The organism is Blautia sp. Sow4_E7, assembly GCF_052116245.1.
GTDB lineage: Bacteria > Bacillota > Clostridia > Lachnospirales > Lachnospiraceae > Blautia_A.
On sequence record NZ_JBQKLL010000017.1, the window covers coordinates 55,290 to 72,773 of the forward strand.

Consider the following 17,484-nt stretch of genomic DNA (forward strand, 5'->3'; position numbering starts at 1 on the left):
TGCAAGCATATACTTCGGTACGCTGCCAAAGAGAATAGAACAAAAGGATACATCCCTTACCAGCTTATTTTCACAAAAGTATTTCGAAATAAAATAAGCTGTTCATAAAAGGGTGTATCCTTTTCTTTTGTTCTATTTATATGTTTTTTAATATTGCATTTACTATTTATATGCGGCAAATCCAATATCTTTCAGAGTCATCTTCGGTCCCTGTTTCAGAAGTTCCTGCCAGCATGCAAAACCAAGACGAAGATATGCATTTCCAAGCTTATTCAGATCTGCTGCGGAAGAATTTGTGGTATCTGAAATTTTCTGGAAGGACAGGTTGGTACCGTCTGTGTATGTTTTCATATTAATGGTGGATTTCAGTTCTACGGCACCTTCCACACCCTGGGTATCAAATACAAATGCATAATAAACAGGTGCACTGGTTGAAGCCCGGGAAATTGTAACCTGGGATGCAGTTCTGGATGAGTTGCTGCTCATCTCGGTAACCAGAACCAGATCCAGCTGATCCTTGGATGCATCGTAGATAATACCAGCATTTACACTCATAGTGGTTTCGGAATCATAATCTGTTATATTGATAAATTTATTTCCACTGCTGTTGGTATCACCTTTATTCTGGATATACGTGATCAGCTTCTTAAAACCAGTTGTGGAGGTATTCGTGGTTGTGTTTCCTTTCACGGTAACTTTGCAGTTAAATTTCACGCCGCCAACAGCTGCTGTGATGGTTGCTGTTCCAGCACTTTTTGCGGTAACTTTACCTTTGCTGCTTACTGTGGCTACAGATTTGTTGCTGCTTGTCCACTTCGGTTTCTGGGTTGTACCGGTCAGCTTTAACTGGTATGTTTTCTTTGCATTCAGAGTGACAGAAGTCTGGTTCAGCTTCGGTGCCTCAACAGCTACCTTACAGGTGTATTTCTTATTTCCAACTTTGGCGGTGATCACTGCGGAGCCTTTTTTCTTTGCGGTGACAACTCCTGCTGAGGAGACTGCTGCAACTGATTTCTTACTGCTGGACCATTTTACTTTCTTTTTGGTGCCGGTGACTTTCAAGGTTTTCTTCTGGCCCTTTACAAGCTTCACGGTCTTGACGTTCAGCTTCACGGCAGCCTGTACAGTCTGCATGGTTCCAAGGTTCGCTGCCACCTCAGGGGATAACAGGGACAGGGAAAATACGGTCATCAATACAACGGCAAGTTTTTTCCAGATTCGGGTTTTCTTTTCCATATGATTTCCTCCTTTTGCTGCTCAGAATCGAATAAATCAGGTTCTGAGAGTTTGCTTTCTGTTATTATATAAGAATTGGAAATTCTTTTCAACAATTGTTTGGAAATTAACAGTTATAAAGGGAAACCCCCAACATTTTTTCACATAATCTTGGCTTATCTATGGGGCGCAAAAGCTATATACAGAAATGTAATCAATAATGAACCAAAAGAATTTACAGATAAAATAAATTCGCATCTATGCAACACGAAATGCAACATAAAAAAGAAAAAACGCCGTAAATACGACGTTTTTACTATGGACCTGGCGGGAATTGAACCCGCGTCCGAAAGTCTATCCCTTGCGGCATCTCCCATCACAGTCGCTGTATTAACATTCCCTCCACAGCACGCCCACCGACAGGCTTACTGCTTCAGTAGCTTCATGATACATCTACCGGGGCAAAGCTTACCCGGCAAGGTTTCTCACAAGGTCGACGCCAGACTCCTGAAGTGTGAGTGCAACAGGACTGACGGGCAGCACTTAGGCTGCCATTACTAACTGATCGTCAGCGTTTATATTTAGAATTTCCCGTTATTACGCAGTTCGGGAGACTGCGGATGGCTTCCACAACTTCAAAACCCCCGTCGAAACCAGTACAAGCCCTAATCATGTATAATAGGTATGCTGGTACGCAGACGAAGTTTGTGTAATTATGCTTTCGCTAGAGTTTTATTATATGCATTTCGCGCAGAACTGTCAAGGTGGCAACTGAATTTTTTGCTATTTTGTGTGCTGGTTCCCCGGACGCGATTTTACCCCACAAAATAGCAATCCCCTAAAACTCTCCCTTCAACAACTCCCCATCAATATATCTCGCCTTAATATTCCTATCATCTCCAATATAACAGAAGCGTTCCAGCTTCTCCTCCGCGGTCATTTTGGTCCAGGGATCTTCCATGTTGTCGATCACGAGAGCGTTGAATGCATAGCCTTTCTCGAAGGAACCCACCTTGCCGAATACACTTCCCGCCTCTTTTGTTCCATAATAGAAAGCCTGTGTGATCGTGATCGTCTTACTCTGGTCAGACTCGTAGAATTCTTTCAGCTTGGACAGCTGCACCGCTCTTGCCACCTGACGGTAAACGGCAATCCCATGACCGCCGGCGATGTCAGAACCGATCGCAATCTTCATTCCTTCAGCCGCCATATGCTGCAACGGCATAATCCCTGCAATAATATTCACAGTAGCATCCGGACAATGAACAGAAAGACTTCCATGCTTTTTCAGAATCCGCTTATCTTCCTCTGAAGGAAAAATAACGTGGGCAAAAATAGACGGTCCATTGTCCATCAGACCTGCACGCTCGTAAATCTCCGCATCAGAACCGTAACCGGGAAACAGCTTTAAAGCCTCCTGCGCTTCCCAGATAGATTCCACCAGATGGGTATGCACGCCACAATGGTATTTGGCAGCCAGTTTTCCCAGCCCATCGATCAGAGTCTTGGTGCAGGTAGGGGCAAAACGAGGAGCCAGAATGGTTTTCACCTTTTTGCTGCCCTCATGCTCCGCCAGATATTTTTCCGTCTCCCGCAAAGATTCCTGTGTATCCTCAATAAGAAATTCTGGAGAATTACAATCCATGTTCACTTTTCCCACATAACCGTACATGCCCTTCTCTTCCATTCTGCCAAAGAGATAATCGGTGGCCTCCCGGTGAATGGTGGCAAACACGTTGGCATGGAAGGTACCATGGCGAAGCATATCGTCCACAAATGCATCATAGCAGTTTTTCGCATATTCCATATTCTGGAAACGGGATTCCTGTGGAAATGTATAATTATTCAGCCAGTCAGAAAGCAGGCAGTCCATACCGATTCCACGCTGCACATACTGGGCTCCGTGTACATGAAGATCGGAAAAAGCCGGAATGATCAGCTTGTCGCCATAATCCACAACCTCAGCCCCCTGATACTGCTCCGGAACTTTTTCGCAGATCTGTGAAACAACACCATCTTCCACAATGATATAGCTGTTTTCGTGTATCTCCAAATGGTCCGCTGCCGGAGTAAATAAAATGTCTCCGTGATAAATCTTTACTGCCATTTATTGTCCCTCGCCTTCTTAACCTTGCATTTTTCTTTTGCGCTATACTCTTAAGGAATTGCCGTCAATAGTCCGGCCGCTCCTTATTTCTCATCTGCGATCCGGATCTCGAGCCTGGTCGCATAATTGTCATTGTTCTGCTCCACAAACTGGTCAATGATATTCACAGCCAGAATGGTATCCTCAAGGTTCAGGTCCTGTCCCCATTCCTTGATCCTTTTAAAGCTGTCCTGAATCTGCTCGTATGCTTCCCTGTGATATCCTACCACATAAGTTCCTGCCGGAATTGTACGGATCTCCACGTTTTCCTCCGGAATATCATCGGTGAGAAGTGCACCAAATTCCTTGCTTTTTTCCCCGTAAAAAACGATCGTCGGGTAGAAATAAAAGGATTCACCTGTATAAATCTCATCCTCTGCTCCAATAGGAATATACTTCCGCTCCGGATATTTCACGATCTGAAAATTCTCGTAGTCAATTCCATCCTTGGAATCCTCAATAAACTGGATCTTGCGCAGAATTGCATCATCGATCCGCATCATCTCCTCCCACTGGGCATGAATGGCTGCGGAACGCTCCTTCAGCCTTTTCAGTGCCTCATCCGGGCTTTTGGTATCCTGAAAATCCCGCACAGCGTCAATGGAATACCCCAGCTTTCGCATATAGCGGATGGAAGCCAGCTTATAGGTCTGATCGAAACGATATTTCCGATAACCGTTTTTCGGATCCCGGTAGCTGGGCTTGAGGATCCCGATCTTGTCGTAATAATGCAATGTCTGTACATTCAGCCCGAACAGCGTCGCCAGTTCATTTACATTCAGATATTCTTTGTTTCCCATAGGCCTCTCCTATCTGGCACCTTTCACATATGGCTTACTGAGAGCCTCCGGCTCACTGATCTTTCCGGCTGCACCAAGCATGGCGATCAGCGTCAGGGCATAAGGCAAAATAGCCAGAAGGAACGGGGAAATGGAAACTCCAATGGTCTGAAGACGGATCTGCAGGGCATTGGCTGCGCCGAATAACAGAGCCGCCCCAAACATTCCAAATGGGGTGTAACGGCCAAGGATAACTGTCGCAAGTGCAATGTATCCACGGCCAGAGATCATGTTTTCCGTAAATACGCCAAGCTGTACCAGCACCAGATATGCTCCGCCGATTCCGCCCAGAAGGCCATTCAACACCATGACGATCCAGCGGTATTTTTTCACCTGGATACCAGCTGATTCTGCTGCCTGGGGATGCTCTCCTACTGCTACAAAGGACAGGCCCAGGTTTGTCTTTTTATAGAAGATCCAGGTCAGGGTCAGAAGAAAATAAAGTGTATAGGTGAGAAAATCACAGTTAAAAAACGCATCTCCGATCAGCGGGATCCTGGACAGTCCCGGGATTGCAAGATTGGGAAAGGTCTCGATCTGCTGATAGCCCTGTCCATTTGACATCAGTTTAAATAAAAAGCTGGTCACACCAAGCATAAGCATGTTGATGGCAAGACCGGAAACAGACTGGTTCTGGATCAGTGTGATGGAAAGAAGTCCGTGAAGCAGGCTGACCACAAGACCGCCAAGCATACCGCACAGAAGGCCCACAAACAGGTTTCCGGAGTACCAGGCCCCTGCAAAGGAAAAGAAAGCTCCGCTGAGCATTACACCCTCCATGCCAATATTCAGGATACCGGATTTCTCTGCTATGGTTTCTCCGATTCCACCGTACATAAGTGGCACTGCCAGACGAACTGCAGCTGCCAGGAATGCGGCCATAAAGCTTAAACTGAAAATCTGCTGAAGCATTACGCATTTCCTCCTTTTCCACCCTGAGACTGTTTCTTTTTGAAATGGAACAGCTCTCTTCCAAGAATCAAAACAACAACCAGGCCGATCAGAATGTTTACAATTGCAGACGGCACTCCCAGCTGTCTCTGCATGGAGCTTGCACCAACCTGCATAGCTGCATAAAATACAGCCACAAAGAACACGCCGATAGGGTTGTTAAAAGCTACCAGTGCGATCAGAACCGCTGTGTATCCACAGTTTGAGGAAATTCCCTCCAGAAGCTTTTTCTGAATGGCAAGAACCTCGATCCCGCCTGCCACAGCGGAAAGTCCACCGCTTAAGAAGGCAGAAAGCACAATATTTTTCATTACCGAAATACCGTTGCAGGCACTTCCCCGCTTGTTCAGTCCTACGGCTTTTAATTCGTAACCCATAGTTGTTTTGTCCAGGAAAAACCAGACTACCAGCACACACAAAATAGCGATCAGGATGCCGGCATGAAAACGGGTTGCCGGGATCAAGGTTCCAAGCTGTACGGATTTGTCGATTTTGGCGGACTGCGGAACATTTCCTTCCGGGTCCATCAGGAAGGAACGGACTGCATAGCCAAGGAAATTGATTGCAATATAATTCAGCATGATGGTGACGATAATTTCTGAAATATTGAATTTCGCCTTGCAGACAGCTGCGATCAGTGCCCACACACCACCTGCCAGAAATCCGATTACCAGGGAAAGAATGATCCTTGGCACTCCTGGAATGGCAGTCCAGTTCAAAGCAACAATGGTAGTTGCCATAGCGCCTACATAGAACTGGCCTTCTGCGCCGATGTTAAAAAATCCGGTTCGGTATGCCACCGCACAGCCAAGTCCTGTCAGGATCAGCGGACATGCTTTTACGAAAATTTCCGCAAAACCTGCCGGAGTTCCGAAAATACCACGGAAGAAAAGGCCGTATGCTTCTATTGGACTTGCGCCGCATGCAAGGATCAGAATGGTGCCCACAAAAATGGTGATCACAAGGATCAGAAGCACGTCTGTCATTCCTTTTGTTCTTTTGTCCTTCTGCATCATCTTGCCTCCTCTTCTGAAATTCCGCCCATGAGAAGTCCGATCTTCTGTACGGTAGCTTCTTCTCTTGCCAGAACGCCCACGATCTTACCGCCGAAAAGTACTGCGATCCGGTCACTTAACGCCATGATTTCTTCCAGATCTGCGGAAATCAGCATAACACCTTTTCCTGCATTTCTCTGGTCGATCAGCTGCTGACGGACAAATTCTGTAGCTCCGATGTCCAGTCCGCGGGTTGGCTGGCTTGCCACGATCACCTTGGCGTTGTCATTTAACTCTCTGGCAATAATCAGCTTCTGCTGGTTTCCGCCTGACAAAAGCTTCACAGGTGTATCAATGCCGGATTTTCCCGAAGCGCGCACCTGATACTGTTCCATTTTTTCGGCTGCATTTTTGCGGATGGCTGCTTTATTTACAATGGAATGTCTGGCAAATGGAAGCTTCCGGTATTCTCTGAGGACCAGGTTCTCTGTAATATTCATTCCCGTGATCAGGCTGTCAGACTGTCTGTCCTCGGAAATATAGGAAACACCTGCTTCATAGCGTCCACGGATGTTTACCCCTGCCAGATTCTGGCCGTCCAGAAGGATCTCCCCTTCTCCTGTTTTCTGGATCCCGGTGATCACCTCCGCCAACTCTTTCTGGCCGTTTCCTTCTACACCGGCAATTCCCAGGATTTCCCCTTTATGAATGGTAAGGCTGATGTTTTCCAGCTTATGGCGGCTGTGTTTTCTGTGATGGTTGGACACATTTTTCAGTTCCAGCATGATCTCCTTCTTGGGAGAACCTTCTATATGATAATCATCAGAAAGCTCACGTCCGATCATGTAGGCAGACAATTCTTCCGGGTTTGTATCTGCGGTGACAAGATCAGCCACCTGTTTTCCGTCCCGGAGAATGGTAACTTTGTCGCTGATTGCCATGATCTCACTCATACGGTGGGTGATGATAATAATTCCATAACCCTCTTTTTTCAGATTGCGGAGAACATCGAAGAACTGTGTGGTCTCCTGCGGGGTGAGCACACCAGTAGGCTCGTCCAGGATCAGAAGTTCTACATTCCGGTACAATGCTTTTAAGATCTCAACGCGCTGCTGTTCTCCCACAGACAGGTCGCTGATCACCGCGTCAGGATTTACATGAAGACCGTATTTTTCCGCCAGATCAGTCAGTTTCTTTCTTGCAGCAGCACGGTCCAGGAAAAAGGAGTTGCCTTTCAAATTCAGGATGATGTTATCCAGAACTGTCATTTTGTTTACCAGGGAAAAGTGCTGCTGGACCATTCCAACGCCTGCTTCTATGGCTTCCCTTGGAGATGCAAAATCTGCCGGCTTGTCTTTCCACAAAATTTCACCGCTGTCTGCAGTGTAAAGACCAAAAATAATATTCACAAGTGTGGTCTTTCCGGCTCCGTTCTCCCCGAGAAGAGCGTGGATCTCACCTTTCTCTACAGTCAGGTTGATATCCTCATTTGCATATACGCCGGAAAATGATTTACAGATATGTTTCATTTGAAGAAGAGACATGATTTTCTCCTTTTTCTAATGTAATCGCCTTGCTGTGCAGGAAAATCCTGCTCTTTTTTCCCTTAATCCGCTGTCAGGTCTATTAATTTCTTAATGTATAATCGCGCTCAACCTCAAGCTCACCGGAAATGATCTTGTCAATGGCATCCTGTGCAGTTGCTTTTACATCATCCGGAACATTGTCGGAAAGGAGAACTTCTACAGCGCCGTCTGCCATACCAAGGTTGTAAACATCTCCCTCGAAGCTTCCGTCTGCAACGCTGCCAAGTGCAGTGTCCAGCACAACGTCAAGGTTGTAAAGTGCGGAATCAAGAATGTTATCAGGTGCTAAAGAACTCTGGTCGTAGGAATCACCCTGGCACCAGATCCCAGCGTCAACTGCTGCTGACATGGCACCGTTTCCGCAGGCATTTGCACAATGTTTGATCACGTCTACACCGTTGTCGATCATAGCCTTTGCAGCTTCCTGTGCAAGCTGTGTGTCTACAAAGGAGTTTGTCCATGCTGTCTGAACCTCAATGTCAGGATTTACGGATTTTGCACCGTCTTCGTATCCGTTAATGATCTTTACAAGGGAATCTCCAGGAATCGGTCCGATCGCGCCAAGCTTGTCTGACTGAGTCATGGAAGCAGCGATGATTCCTTCTACATAAGCGGTCTGCTCGCAAGCCATAACGTAGGAAGCTACGTTGTCTGCGGATGCATCTTCCTCTGTACAGATAAACTTGGTGTCTGGGTAGGTCTCTGCAACCTCCAGTGCAGGATCACCGAATTCATATCCGTGTCCGATCACCACATCATAACCTGCACTTGCATAGTCTGCAAAAGCAGCGGAAATGTCAGCAACCTCCAGGTTCTCTGTGTAGGCCAGCTCGTATCCATATTTTTCACAGGCTTTCTGTGTTCCTTCATATGCTGTCTGGTTCCAACCCTGGTCATTTGCTGCTCCGGAAAGTAAAAGGGCAACCTTCAGTCCTTCTCCCTCTGCTGCCTGTACCGGCTGTGCACATACACCGTTTACCATAGATACTGTCATTGCCATTGCTAATCCCATAACCACCAGTTTTTTCATCATAATCCTCCTTGATCAGATCTTGTTTTCGTGTATTTTCTTATCGCAAACTCTGTAGTTGCTATAAGGTTTTATTTAAGACTTCTACATAGTAAACTATATAGTTACTATAGAGTCAATACGTTTTTGTAGAATTTTGCAAATTTTTATCAAAAACAAGAGAGGAACACATCTGGCAAGTCTCAAAAAGAGAAGCACCACAATTGCCAGGTTCTTCTGTAAACAAGGAATTTCGTCTGCTGTGTACAAAAAAAAAAAACAGAATCATACCAGGCAGTTCGTATGTTCTATGCCTGATATAATTCTGTTTTGTTTCTATTTTTTTATTTAGCTGTGGGAACATTAAAAATATCTTTATTCCCCGAATTCCTCTGCAACCTTCTTCAGCATCTCACGGATTGGCAGATGATATGGACATCTTGTCTCACATTTGCCGCAGCCTACACAGGCGGAAGCCTTTACTGCCATGCTGCTGTAGCGGTCTTTTGCCCAGTCAGCCAGATTGTAGCGCTCCAGGTAGCCTGCGAAAAGGAAGGCACTTGGAATGCTGATGCCAACCGTACAGGGTGCACAGTAATTGCACCGGCGGCAGAAATTGGTGCCAAGCTGATGGCGGATCTGCTCCATTTCGGCAAGCTCTGCCTCTGTAAGAGGTGCTGTGTCTGAACATGCTTTTATATTTTCTTCCAGTTCCGATACCTCTGCCATTCCCGGGATGACCACGGTGACCGCCGGGTTGGAACAGACGTAGCGGAGGGCGAGGGTTCCATTCTCAATAGCACCGCCTGCTAATGGCTTCATTGCAATAAATCCTACATTTTTCTCCTGACATTTGCGGATCAGTTCTGCTCCCTGGCTCTCCACAATGTTGTAGGGGAACATGATCGTCTCCACCCAGTCCAGGCCAAGAGCCCGCTCAAAAACAGCTGTGGAATGTGCGGTAAGACCGATATGACCGATTTTTCCCGCTGCCTTTGCTTCTAATAAAGCCTCCAGTGCACCGCCCTCTCCAACGACGGTATCCAGCTGTTCCATGCTTGGGTTATGTACCTGGTACAGGTCAATGTGGTCGGTGCGAAGATTGCCAAGGCTCTTCTCAATATCCGCTGCCATGGCTTCTTTGGTTCTCGCCATGCTCTTGGTAGCCAGGACAAATTTGTCACGGATTCCCTCAAGGGCATAGCCTAAATATTCCTCGCTGACCGTATATCCTCTGGCGGTGTCGATATAATTCACGCCCTCTTCCACCAGCTGTTTCATTAAATTCTTAGTGCCTTCGGCATCAATTCTCTGAATGGGGATTCCGCCGAAGCCCATACGGGAAATCTTAAGGCCGGTTTTGCCAAGTGTTGTGTGTTCCATTTGTGTGTCTCCTTTATCCATATAAAATATGCCACCGGCATACGCCGATGGCACGTAATTACTTAGAATTCATTATACACGGGACAGATACTCGCCTGTTCTGGTATCGATTTTCAGCTTGTCGCCCTGGTTAACGAACAGCGGAACCATAACCTGTGCTCCAGTCTCAACTGTAGCTGGCTTGGTAGCACCCTGTGCAGTGTTTCCAGCGAAGCCTGGCTCTGTCTCTGTAACTACAAGCTCAACGAATAACGGTGGCTCGATAGCGAATACATTGCCGTTATGGGAACAGATCTTAACCATCTCGTTCTCTTTCACGAATTTAAGGGAATCACCAACCTGATCCTCTGTAAGACCAATCTGGTCAAATGTCTCTACGTTCATGAAGTAGTATAATCCACCATCGCTGTAAAGATACTGCATATCAACACGCTCGATACGTGCGGTAGGGAATTTCTCTGTAGGACGGAAAGATTTCTCTAACACGGATCCTGTGATAATGTTTTTGTATTTGGTTCTAACGAAAGCAGCTCCCTTGCCCGGTTTAACGTGCTGGAATTCTACGATCTGACAAACGTTGCCATCAATTTCTACTGTGACACCGTTTCTGAAATCACCTGCTGAAATCATAATTAATTTTTCCTCCTTATAGTGCTTATGACTAGAAATATTTTATTATATATGTACCATTTTTTCAACTACTTTTTTTCATATGCAGCCAAATTTTCCTGGTTTTCCTATATATGAAACTTAAATTTCTCTTTAAATTCTATGTTTTACAAGACTAACTTTCTATATTCTGTGGGGTTATTCCCACCTTTGCAAGAGAATCTATCCTCACATTTTCTGTTTTTTTTTACGGAAGCTGGCTCTCGATTTCCTTGATCAGTTCCTCAAAAGGCTTCACACCTGTCACAACTTCAATGTCTGCAAATTTATGATAAATCGGATCGCGCTGCTTCAGAAGCTTCTTGATCTTCTCATCCTGGTTTTCGCCTTCCAGAAGTGGATTGCTATTCCCCTCAAGTCTCTTGCGGAGAGTCTCCACAGACCCTTTCAGATAAACAACGGTACCAAGCTGCTTGATATATTTCTCATTCTGCTCCTGAATGGGAAGACCGGCACCAAGAGAAATTACCTTTCTCTCTTTGTCATCGATCAGGGCTTTCACTGTCATAGTCTCCAATGCACGATAATATGGTTCCCCAAATCTCTGCAGCATCTCCTTCACGGACATGTTCATCTTCTTAACAATTACCTTGTCCACATCTACAAATGTCAGTCCCAGGTCACTGGACAGACGTTTCCCCACTCTTGTCTTGCCAGAACCCATAAATCCGATAACCACAATATGGTTCATGAATTCTTCTCCTCCTTGGTATAAAAATGTAATACAATTTTCTCCAGATAGCGTTTCAAAACAATCTGGATCTCTTCCTTGGGATTGATGGGCTTTACCAGAATATTGCGAAGGCCAGCATTCTTAGCCCCCCATATATCGGTAAAAAGCTGGTCTCCGATAAAGACCGTATTCCCTGTGTCTGTGCCAAGCCGCTTCATGGCTCTTTCGTAGCCCTTCCTGGAAGGCTTGGCAGCCATTTCAATAAACCGGGCGCCTACTGAAGTGGCAAAGGGTTCTACCCTTTTTTTCTTGTTGTTTGACACCAGGCAGCAGGAAAAGCCAATTTCCCGAAGCCGCTGAAAAAGCCGGATGGCTTCCGGATCTGCCGGTGCCCCATGAGGAACCAGGGTATTGTCAATATCAAACAAAATCCCCCTGTATCCCTCCTGGTATAATTTTTCGTAGTTGACTACATATGCTGAATCCAGATATTCATCTGGAAAAAAGCGTTCAAACATCCTGTTACATCCTTTAATTCTTTTTAGTATCACCTGCAAAGATAAGCCTGCAGTTCCTCATAATGATCCTTCATTACATCATAACCATGCTGATAAAAGGCCATCAGCTTCTCTCTGTTCGCCTCCGCACGTCCCACGGTAGGCATCTCCGGACGGATGACAAAAATATGGCCTTCCCGCTCCCATTTTTCCAGAAGCTCCAGTGTCCGGTTATAGTTGCGGTAACGGTTGTACAGAGTATTCAAAAACTCCGGATAGTGGCGGAATGCTGCCACATAAAGCGGGGTGCTCTTCCCTGGCTTTTTCTTACGGTAGCCCATGTTTCTGGTAAGGATCACCACATTCTTCCGATACCCCTTCTCCATGGCATGGATCAAAGGAATGGAATCTGCAATACCGCCATCCAGGTACGGAACACCGTCAATTTCCACCATAGGGCTTGCAATGGGAATACTGGAAGAAGCCCTTCCAATATCCATCAGACGCTGTCTGTCCTTCTTCTCTGACATATACTCTGCGTCCCCGGTCTGACAGTTGGTCACAACCATCTCGCATTCCATATCAGACTGGAAAAAGGTGTCAAAATCAAATGGAAATAATTCATTTGGATATTTGTCAAACAGCATATCCATGTCAAAAAGCTCATGCTTCTTAAGAGCTTCCTTCGTGGCAATATAGCTGTTTGCCTTATCCTCTATGATCATGCAGTCCCTGGTTCTTCCAGGCTGCCAGGATACATAGTCAAGGGCATTGCAGGAACCAGCGGAAACGCCCACCACATATGGGAATTTCACCTCTTTTTCCATAAGAAAGTCCAGTACCCCTGCTGTAAAAACGCCTCTGCTTCCCCCGCCCTCCAGGACCAGGGAAGACTGCTGCCTCACTGTCATTCTTATTCACGCTCCTTCAGCGGTACGTATACTGCCGGAGTCAGAACGTTCTTGTAAGCCGGACGGATGATCTTGTCTGTGTTGATCAGCTCTTCCATTCGGTGAGCGCTCCAGCCAACAATACGTGCCACAGCAAAAATCGGTGTATACAGCTCAAGGGGCAGGTCCAGCATGCTGTAAACAAAGCCACTGTAAAAGTCCACGTTTGCGCTGACACCTTTGTAAATATGGCGCTCCTCGGTAATGACCTCCGGAGCCATTTTCTCTACCATTGCGTAGAGATTGTATTCTTTCATGCGGCCTTTTTCCTTTGCCAGGGTCTCTACAAAGCCCTTAAGAACCTGGGCTCTTGGATCGGATACGGAATAGATCGCGTGTCCCATACCATAAATAAGGCCTCTCTTATCGAAAGCTTCTTTGTGAAGAAGCTTCTTCAGATACTCTCTTACTTCCTCTTCATCGGAAATGTCTTTCACATTCTTCTTCAGGTCCTGGAACATACTCACAACCTTAATATTGGCACCGCCGTGTTTCGGTCCTTTCAGAGAACCAAGAGCAGCTGCGATGGCGGAATAGGTATCCGTTCCAGAGGAAGAAACAACGTGTGTGGTAAAGGTAGAGTTATTACCACCGCCATGTTCCATATGAAGGATCAGGGCCAGATCCAGGATCTTCGCTTCCAGATGGGAATACTTCTTATCCGGGCGGAGCATACGAAGGATATTCTCTGCTGTGGAAAGATCCTTCTTGGGATTATGAATGTAAAGGCTCTTGCCGCATACATAATGATTGTAAGCCTGATATCCATAAACAGATAAAAGCGGAAATACGCTGATCAGGTTCAGGCACTGTCTCAGTACATTTGGAAGGGAAATGTCATCCGGTTCCTTGTCATAGCAATAAAGTGTGAGCACACTTCTGGACAGGGCATTCATAATGTCCTTGGACGGAGCTTTCATGATAACGTCCCTTACAAAGTTTGTGGGAAGGGAACGCTGATTCGCCAGCAGCTTACTGAATTCCTCCAGTTCGTTCTGATTGGGAAGCTTACCAAACAGTAAAAGATAGGTGGTCTCTTCGAAGCCAAATCGGTCATCTTCAATAAATCCCCTGGTAAGTTCCTTAATGTCATATCCTCTGTAGGAAAGACTGCCCGCACAAGGCACTTCCTTGCCGTCAACCACTTTCGTAGCACATACATTGGAAATCTGTGTTAGACCAGCCAGGACACCTTTACCATTGACATCGCGAAGGCCTCGCTTTACGTCATATTTCTGATAAAGAGACAGATCCAGGCTGGAATGATCCTTGCAGATCTCCGTCAGGTTCTCTATTTCCGGTGTTACTTTCATGTTAAATCCTGCCATTTAAATAACCCCCTTTCTCTTTTCATCCGTCCGATAATCCGTTCCTCCCTCAATACAAAAATGCGTTACCATTCACAATCTTCGCAAAATATCACACGAAGCTTTTCCAGTGAACAGTAGCAATAATGCCGCCAAAGCCTTTTCATAGCTCTGGCATTACATGGATAATCTGTGACTGTTATTATTTTCACATTTTTAGTGAATGTAAAAAATAGTATAACATTTTGCTCAAATCTAATCTATAGACAATTTCTTATCGTTGTTTATACGTGGTCAGGAAATCTCTCATCTTGTCCATTGCTTTCTCCAGCTGACGCACATTCGGCAGATATACTACACGGAAGTGGTCAGGGCAGTTCCAGTTAAAGCCTTTGCCCGGTACCAGGAGCACCTGTTTCTCATGTAAGAAATCAAGGGCAAACTGCTCGTCATTGTAAATATTGAATTTCTCTGTATCGATCTTCGGGAAAATGTAGAATGCAGCTTTTGGCTTCACTGCTGTGATTCCCGGGATGTCATTGAGCGCCTTGTAGATAAAATCTCTCTGCTCATAAACTCTTCCGCCTGGCTGAATGTACTCATTTACACTCTGATATCCGCCAAGTGCAGTCTGTACAATGGACTGTGCCGGTACATTGGAACAAAGGCGCATGGAAGAAAGCATGTTAATACCTTCAATATAACCCTTGGCCTTATTCTTGGCACCGCTTAAGATCATCCATCCAATACGGAAGCCTGCGATCATGTGGGACTTGGAAAGTCCGGAAAAAGTAACGCAGAATACATCCGGTGCAAGGGATGCAATGGAAGTATGCTTATAGCCATCCATGATCAGACGGTCATAGATCTCATCTGAGAAAATGATCAGCTCATGTTCCCTTGCGATCTGCACGATCTGTTCCAGGATTTCCTTGGGATAAACAGCTCCTGTAGGGTTATTCGGGTTGATGATAACGATTGCCTTGGTCTTATCTGTGATCTTGCTCTTAATATCATCAATATCCGGATACCATTCGGACTGCTCATCGCAGATATAGTGGACTACATTTCCGCCTGCTAATGTAGCGGTAGCTGTCCATAAGGGATAATCCGGTGCCGGGATCAGGATCTCATCTCCATTGTCCAGAAGGGCCTGCATACAAAGATTGATCAGCTCGCTGACACCATTTCCTGTATAAATGTCACTCATGGTAACTCCAGGAATACCGCGAAGCTGGGCATACTGCATGATGGCCTTTCTTGCGGAAAAGATTCCCTTGGAATCGGAATATCCCTGAGAGGTACGAATATTGCTCAACATGTCCAGAATTACTTCCTGCGGTGCGGAAAATCCAAATGGATATGGGTTGCCGATGTTCAGCTTCAGGATCTCCATTCCATCTTCTTCCATTCTCGCCGCTTCATCCACAACCGGGCCTCGCACATCATAAAGTACGTTATCCAGTTTACTGGACTTCTCGAATGTTTTCATTCATTTCACTCCTCATCTTACTACTTATGGCCGGCATGCCTGCGGTTCCTATAAGATTTACTTATGACAGCCCTTTTATCTCAGGCATGGAAAAGTCTCTACATTTCTCTTTCCTGCTCCGGCATAATGTATTTCTTGCTATCTATCATCTCATATTTGGCTCATTTTCGCAAGCCCCTATGAAATTTTTGGAAATGTGAAAAAAACTCTTTTCTTTTTTAGCACTTTAGTGTATAATAGCGTCGTTGAAAAAATTTTACTCAGGATGAGGAGGAATTACAATGTCTTACACTGAAGAAGTATATGAAAGAGTCGTAGCACAGAATCCTGGCGAGCCTGAATTTCACCAGGCAGTAAAAGAAGTTCTGGATTCCCTGAAAGTCGTAATCGACAAAAATGAAGAAGAATACCGCAGCATGTCCCTTCTGGAGCGTCTTGTAGAGCCGGAAAGAATCATTTCCTTCCGTGTTCCGTGGGTAGATGACAAGGGCGTTGTTCAGGTAAACAAGGGATATCGTGTACAGTTCAACAGTGCTATCGGACCTTACAAGGGTGGTCTTCGTTTCCATCCGTCAGTTAACCAGGGTATCTTAAAATTCCTTGGATTTGAGCAGACATTTAAGAACTCCCTTACCGGACTTCCTATCGGCGGTGGTAAAGGTGGTTCCAACTTTGACCCAAAAGGTAAATCTGACAGAGAGGTTATGGCATTCTGCCAGAGCTTTATGACAGAGCTTTCCAAATATATCGGTGCTGATACTGATGTTCCAGCTGGTGATATCGGTGTAGGCGGACGTGAGATCGGTTACTTATTCGGACAGTACAAGAGAATCCGCGGATTATACGAGGGTGTTCTCACAGGTAAGGGACTTACCTACGGCGGATCTTTAATCCGTACACAGGCTACCGGATATGGTGTTGTTTATATGCTTGATGAGATCATGAAAGCTCACAACGATTCTATCGATGGAAAGACCTTCATCGTAACAGGATCTGGAAACGTTGCGATCTACGCAGTTGAGAAAGCTCAGCAGCTTGGCGGCAAAGTTGTTGCTATGTGTGACTCCAACGGATATATCTATGATCCAGAGGGAATCAAGCTTGACATTGTAAAAGATATCAAAGAAGTAAAACGTGGACGTATCAAAGAGTACGCTGACCGTGTTGAGGGTGCTACTTATACAGAGGGTACTGGAATCTGGAACATCAAATGTGATGTATATCTTCCATGTGCTACTCAGAACGAGCTTGCACTTGACGGTGCTAAGACACTTGTTGCAAACGGCTGCAAATATGTAGTTGAGGGTGCTAACATGCCTACTACTCTTGATGCTACAACATATCTCCAGGAGAACGGTGTTCTGTTCATGCCTGGTAAAGCAGCTAACGCTGGTGGTGTTGCTACTTCTGCTCTTGAGATGAGCCAGAACTCCATGAGACTTTCCTGGACAGCAGAGGAAGTTGATGAGAAGCTTCACGGCATCATGAGAGACATCTTCCACAAAGCTGATGACGCAGCTAAGCGTTATGGCATGGAAGACAACTATGTTGCTGGTGCTAACATCGCTGGATTTGAGAAAGTTGTAGATGCTATGAAAGCTCAGGGTATCTGCTAATTCTCCATCATCCGAAGTTTATAAAAGACAGGTCCATGTGGCCTGTCTCAGACTGTAGACAAACTTGGTGTTGGGTGTTATGCCCAGCACCATTTTTCTTTTAAAACTTCTTTTCTTTTTATTTTTTTCAAAATCAACAAAAATCTGGCTGTGTTC

15 protein-coding genes and 1 other RNA gene are annotated in these 17,484 nt (G+C 45.6%); 1 reads left to right on the forward strand and 15 read right to left on the reverse strand.

Annotated features, from left to right (window positions below):
• Positions 1-162: 162 nt before the first annotated feature.
• The 15 genes from ACTQ50_RS11120 to ACTQ50_RS11190 form a co-directional block, all read right to left on the reverse strand.
• Positions 163-1,236 (reverse strand): Ig-like domain-containing protein, encoded by a 1,074-nt coding sequence (locus ACTQ50_RS11120; protein WP_441484264.1) that lies wholly within the window; start codon positions 1,234-1,236, stop codon positions 163-165.
• A 295-nt stretch (positions 1,237-1,531) separates the two neighbouring features.
• Positions 1,532-1,881, reverse strand: a transfer-messenger RNA (tmRNA) gene (ssrA, locus tag ACTQ50_RS11125).
• Positions 1,882-2,053: 172 nt separating this feature from the next.
• A complete protein-coding gene (locus ACTQ50_RS11130) occupies positions 2,054-3,322 on the reverse strand; it encodes an amidohydrolase family protein (protein WP_441484265.1) in 1,269 nt (422 codons plus the stop codon).
• Positions 3,323-3,405: 83 nt separating this feature from the next.
• Positions 3,406-4,161 (reverse strand): MerR family transcriptional regulator, encoded by a 756-nt coding sequence (locus ACTQ50_RS11135; protein ID WP_441484266.1) that lies wholly within the window; start codon positions 4,159-4,161, stop codon positions 3,406-3,408.
• A gap of 9 nt (positions 4,162-4,170) precedes the next feature.
• Complete coding sequence (locus tag ACTQ50_RS11140; protein WP_441484267.1) at positions 4,171-5,112, reverse strand: ABC transporter permease; 942 nt, start codon at positions 5,110-5,112, stop codon at positions 4,171-4,173.
• Positions 5,112-6,164: an ABC transporter permease gene (locus ACTQ50_RS11145; RefSeq protein WP_441484277.1), complete on the reverse strand. Its 1,053-nt coding sequence runs from the start codon at positions 6,162-6,164 to the stop codon at positions 5,112-5,114. The genes ACTQ50_RS11140 and ACTQ50_RS11145 overlap by 1 nt, the downstream gene beginning before the upstream one ends.
• The gene (locus tag ACTQ50_RS11150) at positions 6,164-7,690 is read right to left on the reverse strand and encodes an ABC transporter ATP-binding protein (protein WP_441484268.1); all 1,527 of its coding nucleotides are present in this window, start codon (positions 7,688-7,690) and stop codon (positions 6,164-6,166) included. The genes ACTQ50_RS11145 and ACTQ50_RS11150 overlap by 1 nt, the downstream gene beginning before the upstream one ends.
• A gap of 82 nt (positions 7,691-7,772) precedes the next feature.
• A complete protein-coding gene (locus ACTQ50_RS11155) occupies positions 7,773-8,732 on the reverse strand; it encodes a BMP family protein (RefSeq protein ID WP_441484278.1) in 960 nt (319 codons plus the stop codon).
• 384 nt (positions 8,733-9,116) lie between these two features.
• Positions 9,117-10,124, reverse strand: a complete 1,008-nt coding sequence (locus tag ACTQ50_RS11160; RefSeq protein ID WP_441484269.1) for an aldo/keto reductase — start codon at positions 10,122-10,124, stop codon at positions 9,117-9,119.
• A gap of 72 nt (positions 10,125-10,196) precedes the next feature.
• Positions 10,197-10,754: an elongation factor P gene (gene efp, locus ACTQ50_RS11165; RefSeq protein ID WP_226821109.1), complete on the reverse strand. Its 558-nt coding sequence runs from the start codon at positions 10,752-10,754 to the stop codon at positions 10,197-10,199.
• A 226-nt stretch (positions 10,755-10,980) separates the two neighbouring features.
• Complete coding sequence (locus tag ACTQ50_RS11170) at positions 10,981-11,484, reverse strand: shikimate kinase (RefSeq protein WP_441484270.1); 504 nt, start codon at positions 11,482-11,484, stop codon at positions 10,981-10,983.
• Positions 11,481-11,984 carry a YqeG family HAD IIIA-type phosphatase gene (locus tag ACTQ50_RS11175; protein WP_441484271.1) on the reverse strand — a complete coding sequence of 168 codons (504 nt, stop codon included), beginning with the start codon at positions 11,982-11,984 and terminating at the stop codon, positions 11,481-11,483. Before ACTQ50_RS11175 ends, ACTQ50_RS11170 begins: the two co-directional genes overlap by 4 nt.
• A 29-nt stretch (positions 11,985-12,013) precedes the next feature.
• Positions 12,014-12,874, reverse strand: coding sequence for a patatin-like phospholipase family protein (locus ACTQ50_RS11180; RefSeq protein WP_441484272.1), 861 nt, complete (start codon positions 12,872-12,874; stop codon positions 12,014-12,016).
• Positions 12,875-12,876: 2 nt separating this feature from the next.
• Positions 12,877-14,241, reverse strand: coding sequence for a citrate/2-methylcitrate synthase (locus tag ACTQ50_RS11185; RefSeq protein ID WP_441484273.1), 1,365 nt, complete (start codon positions 14,239-14,241; stop codon positions 12,877-12,879).
• Between the two features lie 253 nt (positions 14,242-14,494).
• A complete protein-coding gene (locus ACTQ50_RS11190; RefSeq protein WP_441484274.1) occupies positions 14,495-15,712 on the reverse strand; it encodes an aminotransferase class I/II-fold pyridoxal phosphate-dependent enzyme in 1,218 nt (405 codons plus the stop codon).
• A gap of 281 nt (positions 15,713-15,993) precedes the next feature.
• On the opposite strand from ACTQ50_RS11190, the gene gdhA reads away from it, so the two are divergent.
• Positions 15,994-17,328: an NADP-specific glutamate dehydrogenase gene (gdhA, locus tag ACTQ50_RS11195; protein ID WP_441484275.1), complete on the forward strand. Its 1,335-nt coding sequence runs from the start codon at positions 15,994-15,996 to the stop codon at positions 17,326-17,328.
• Positions 17,329-17,484 lie beyond the last annotated feature (156 nt).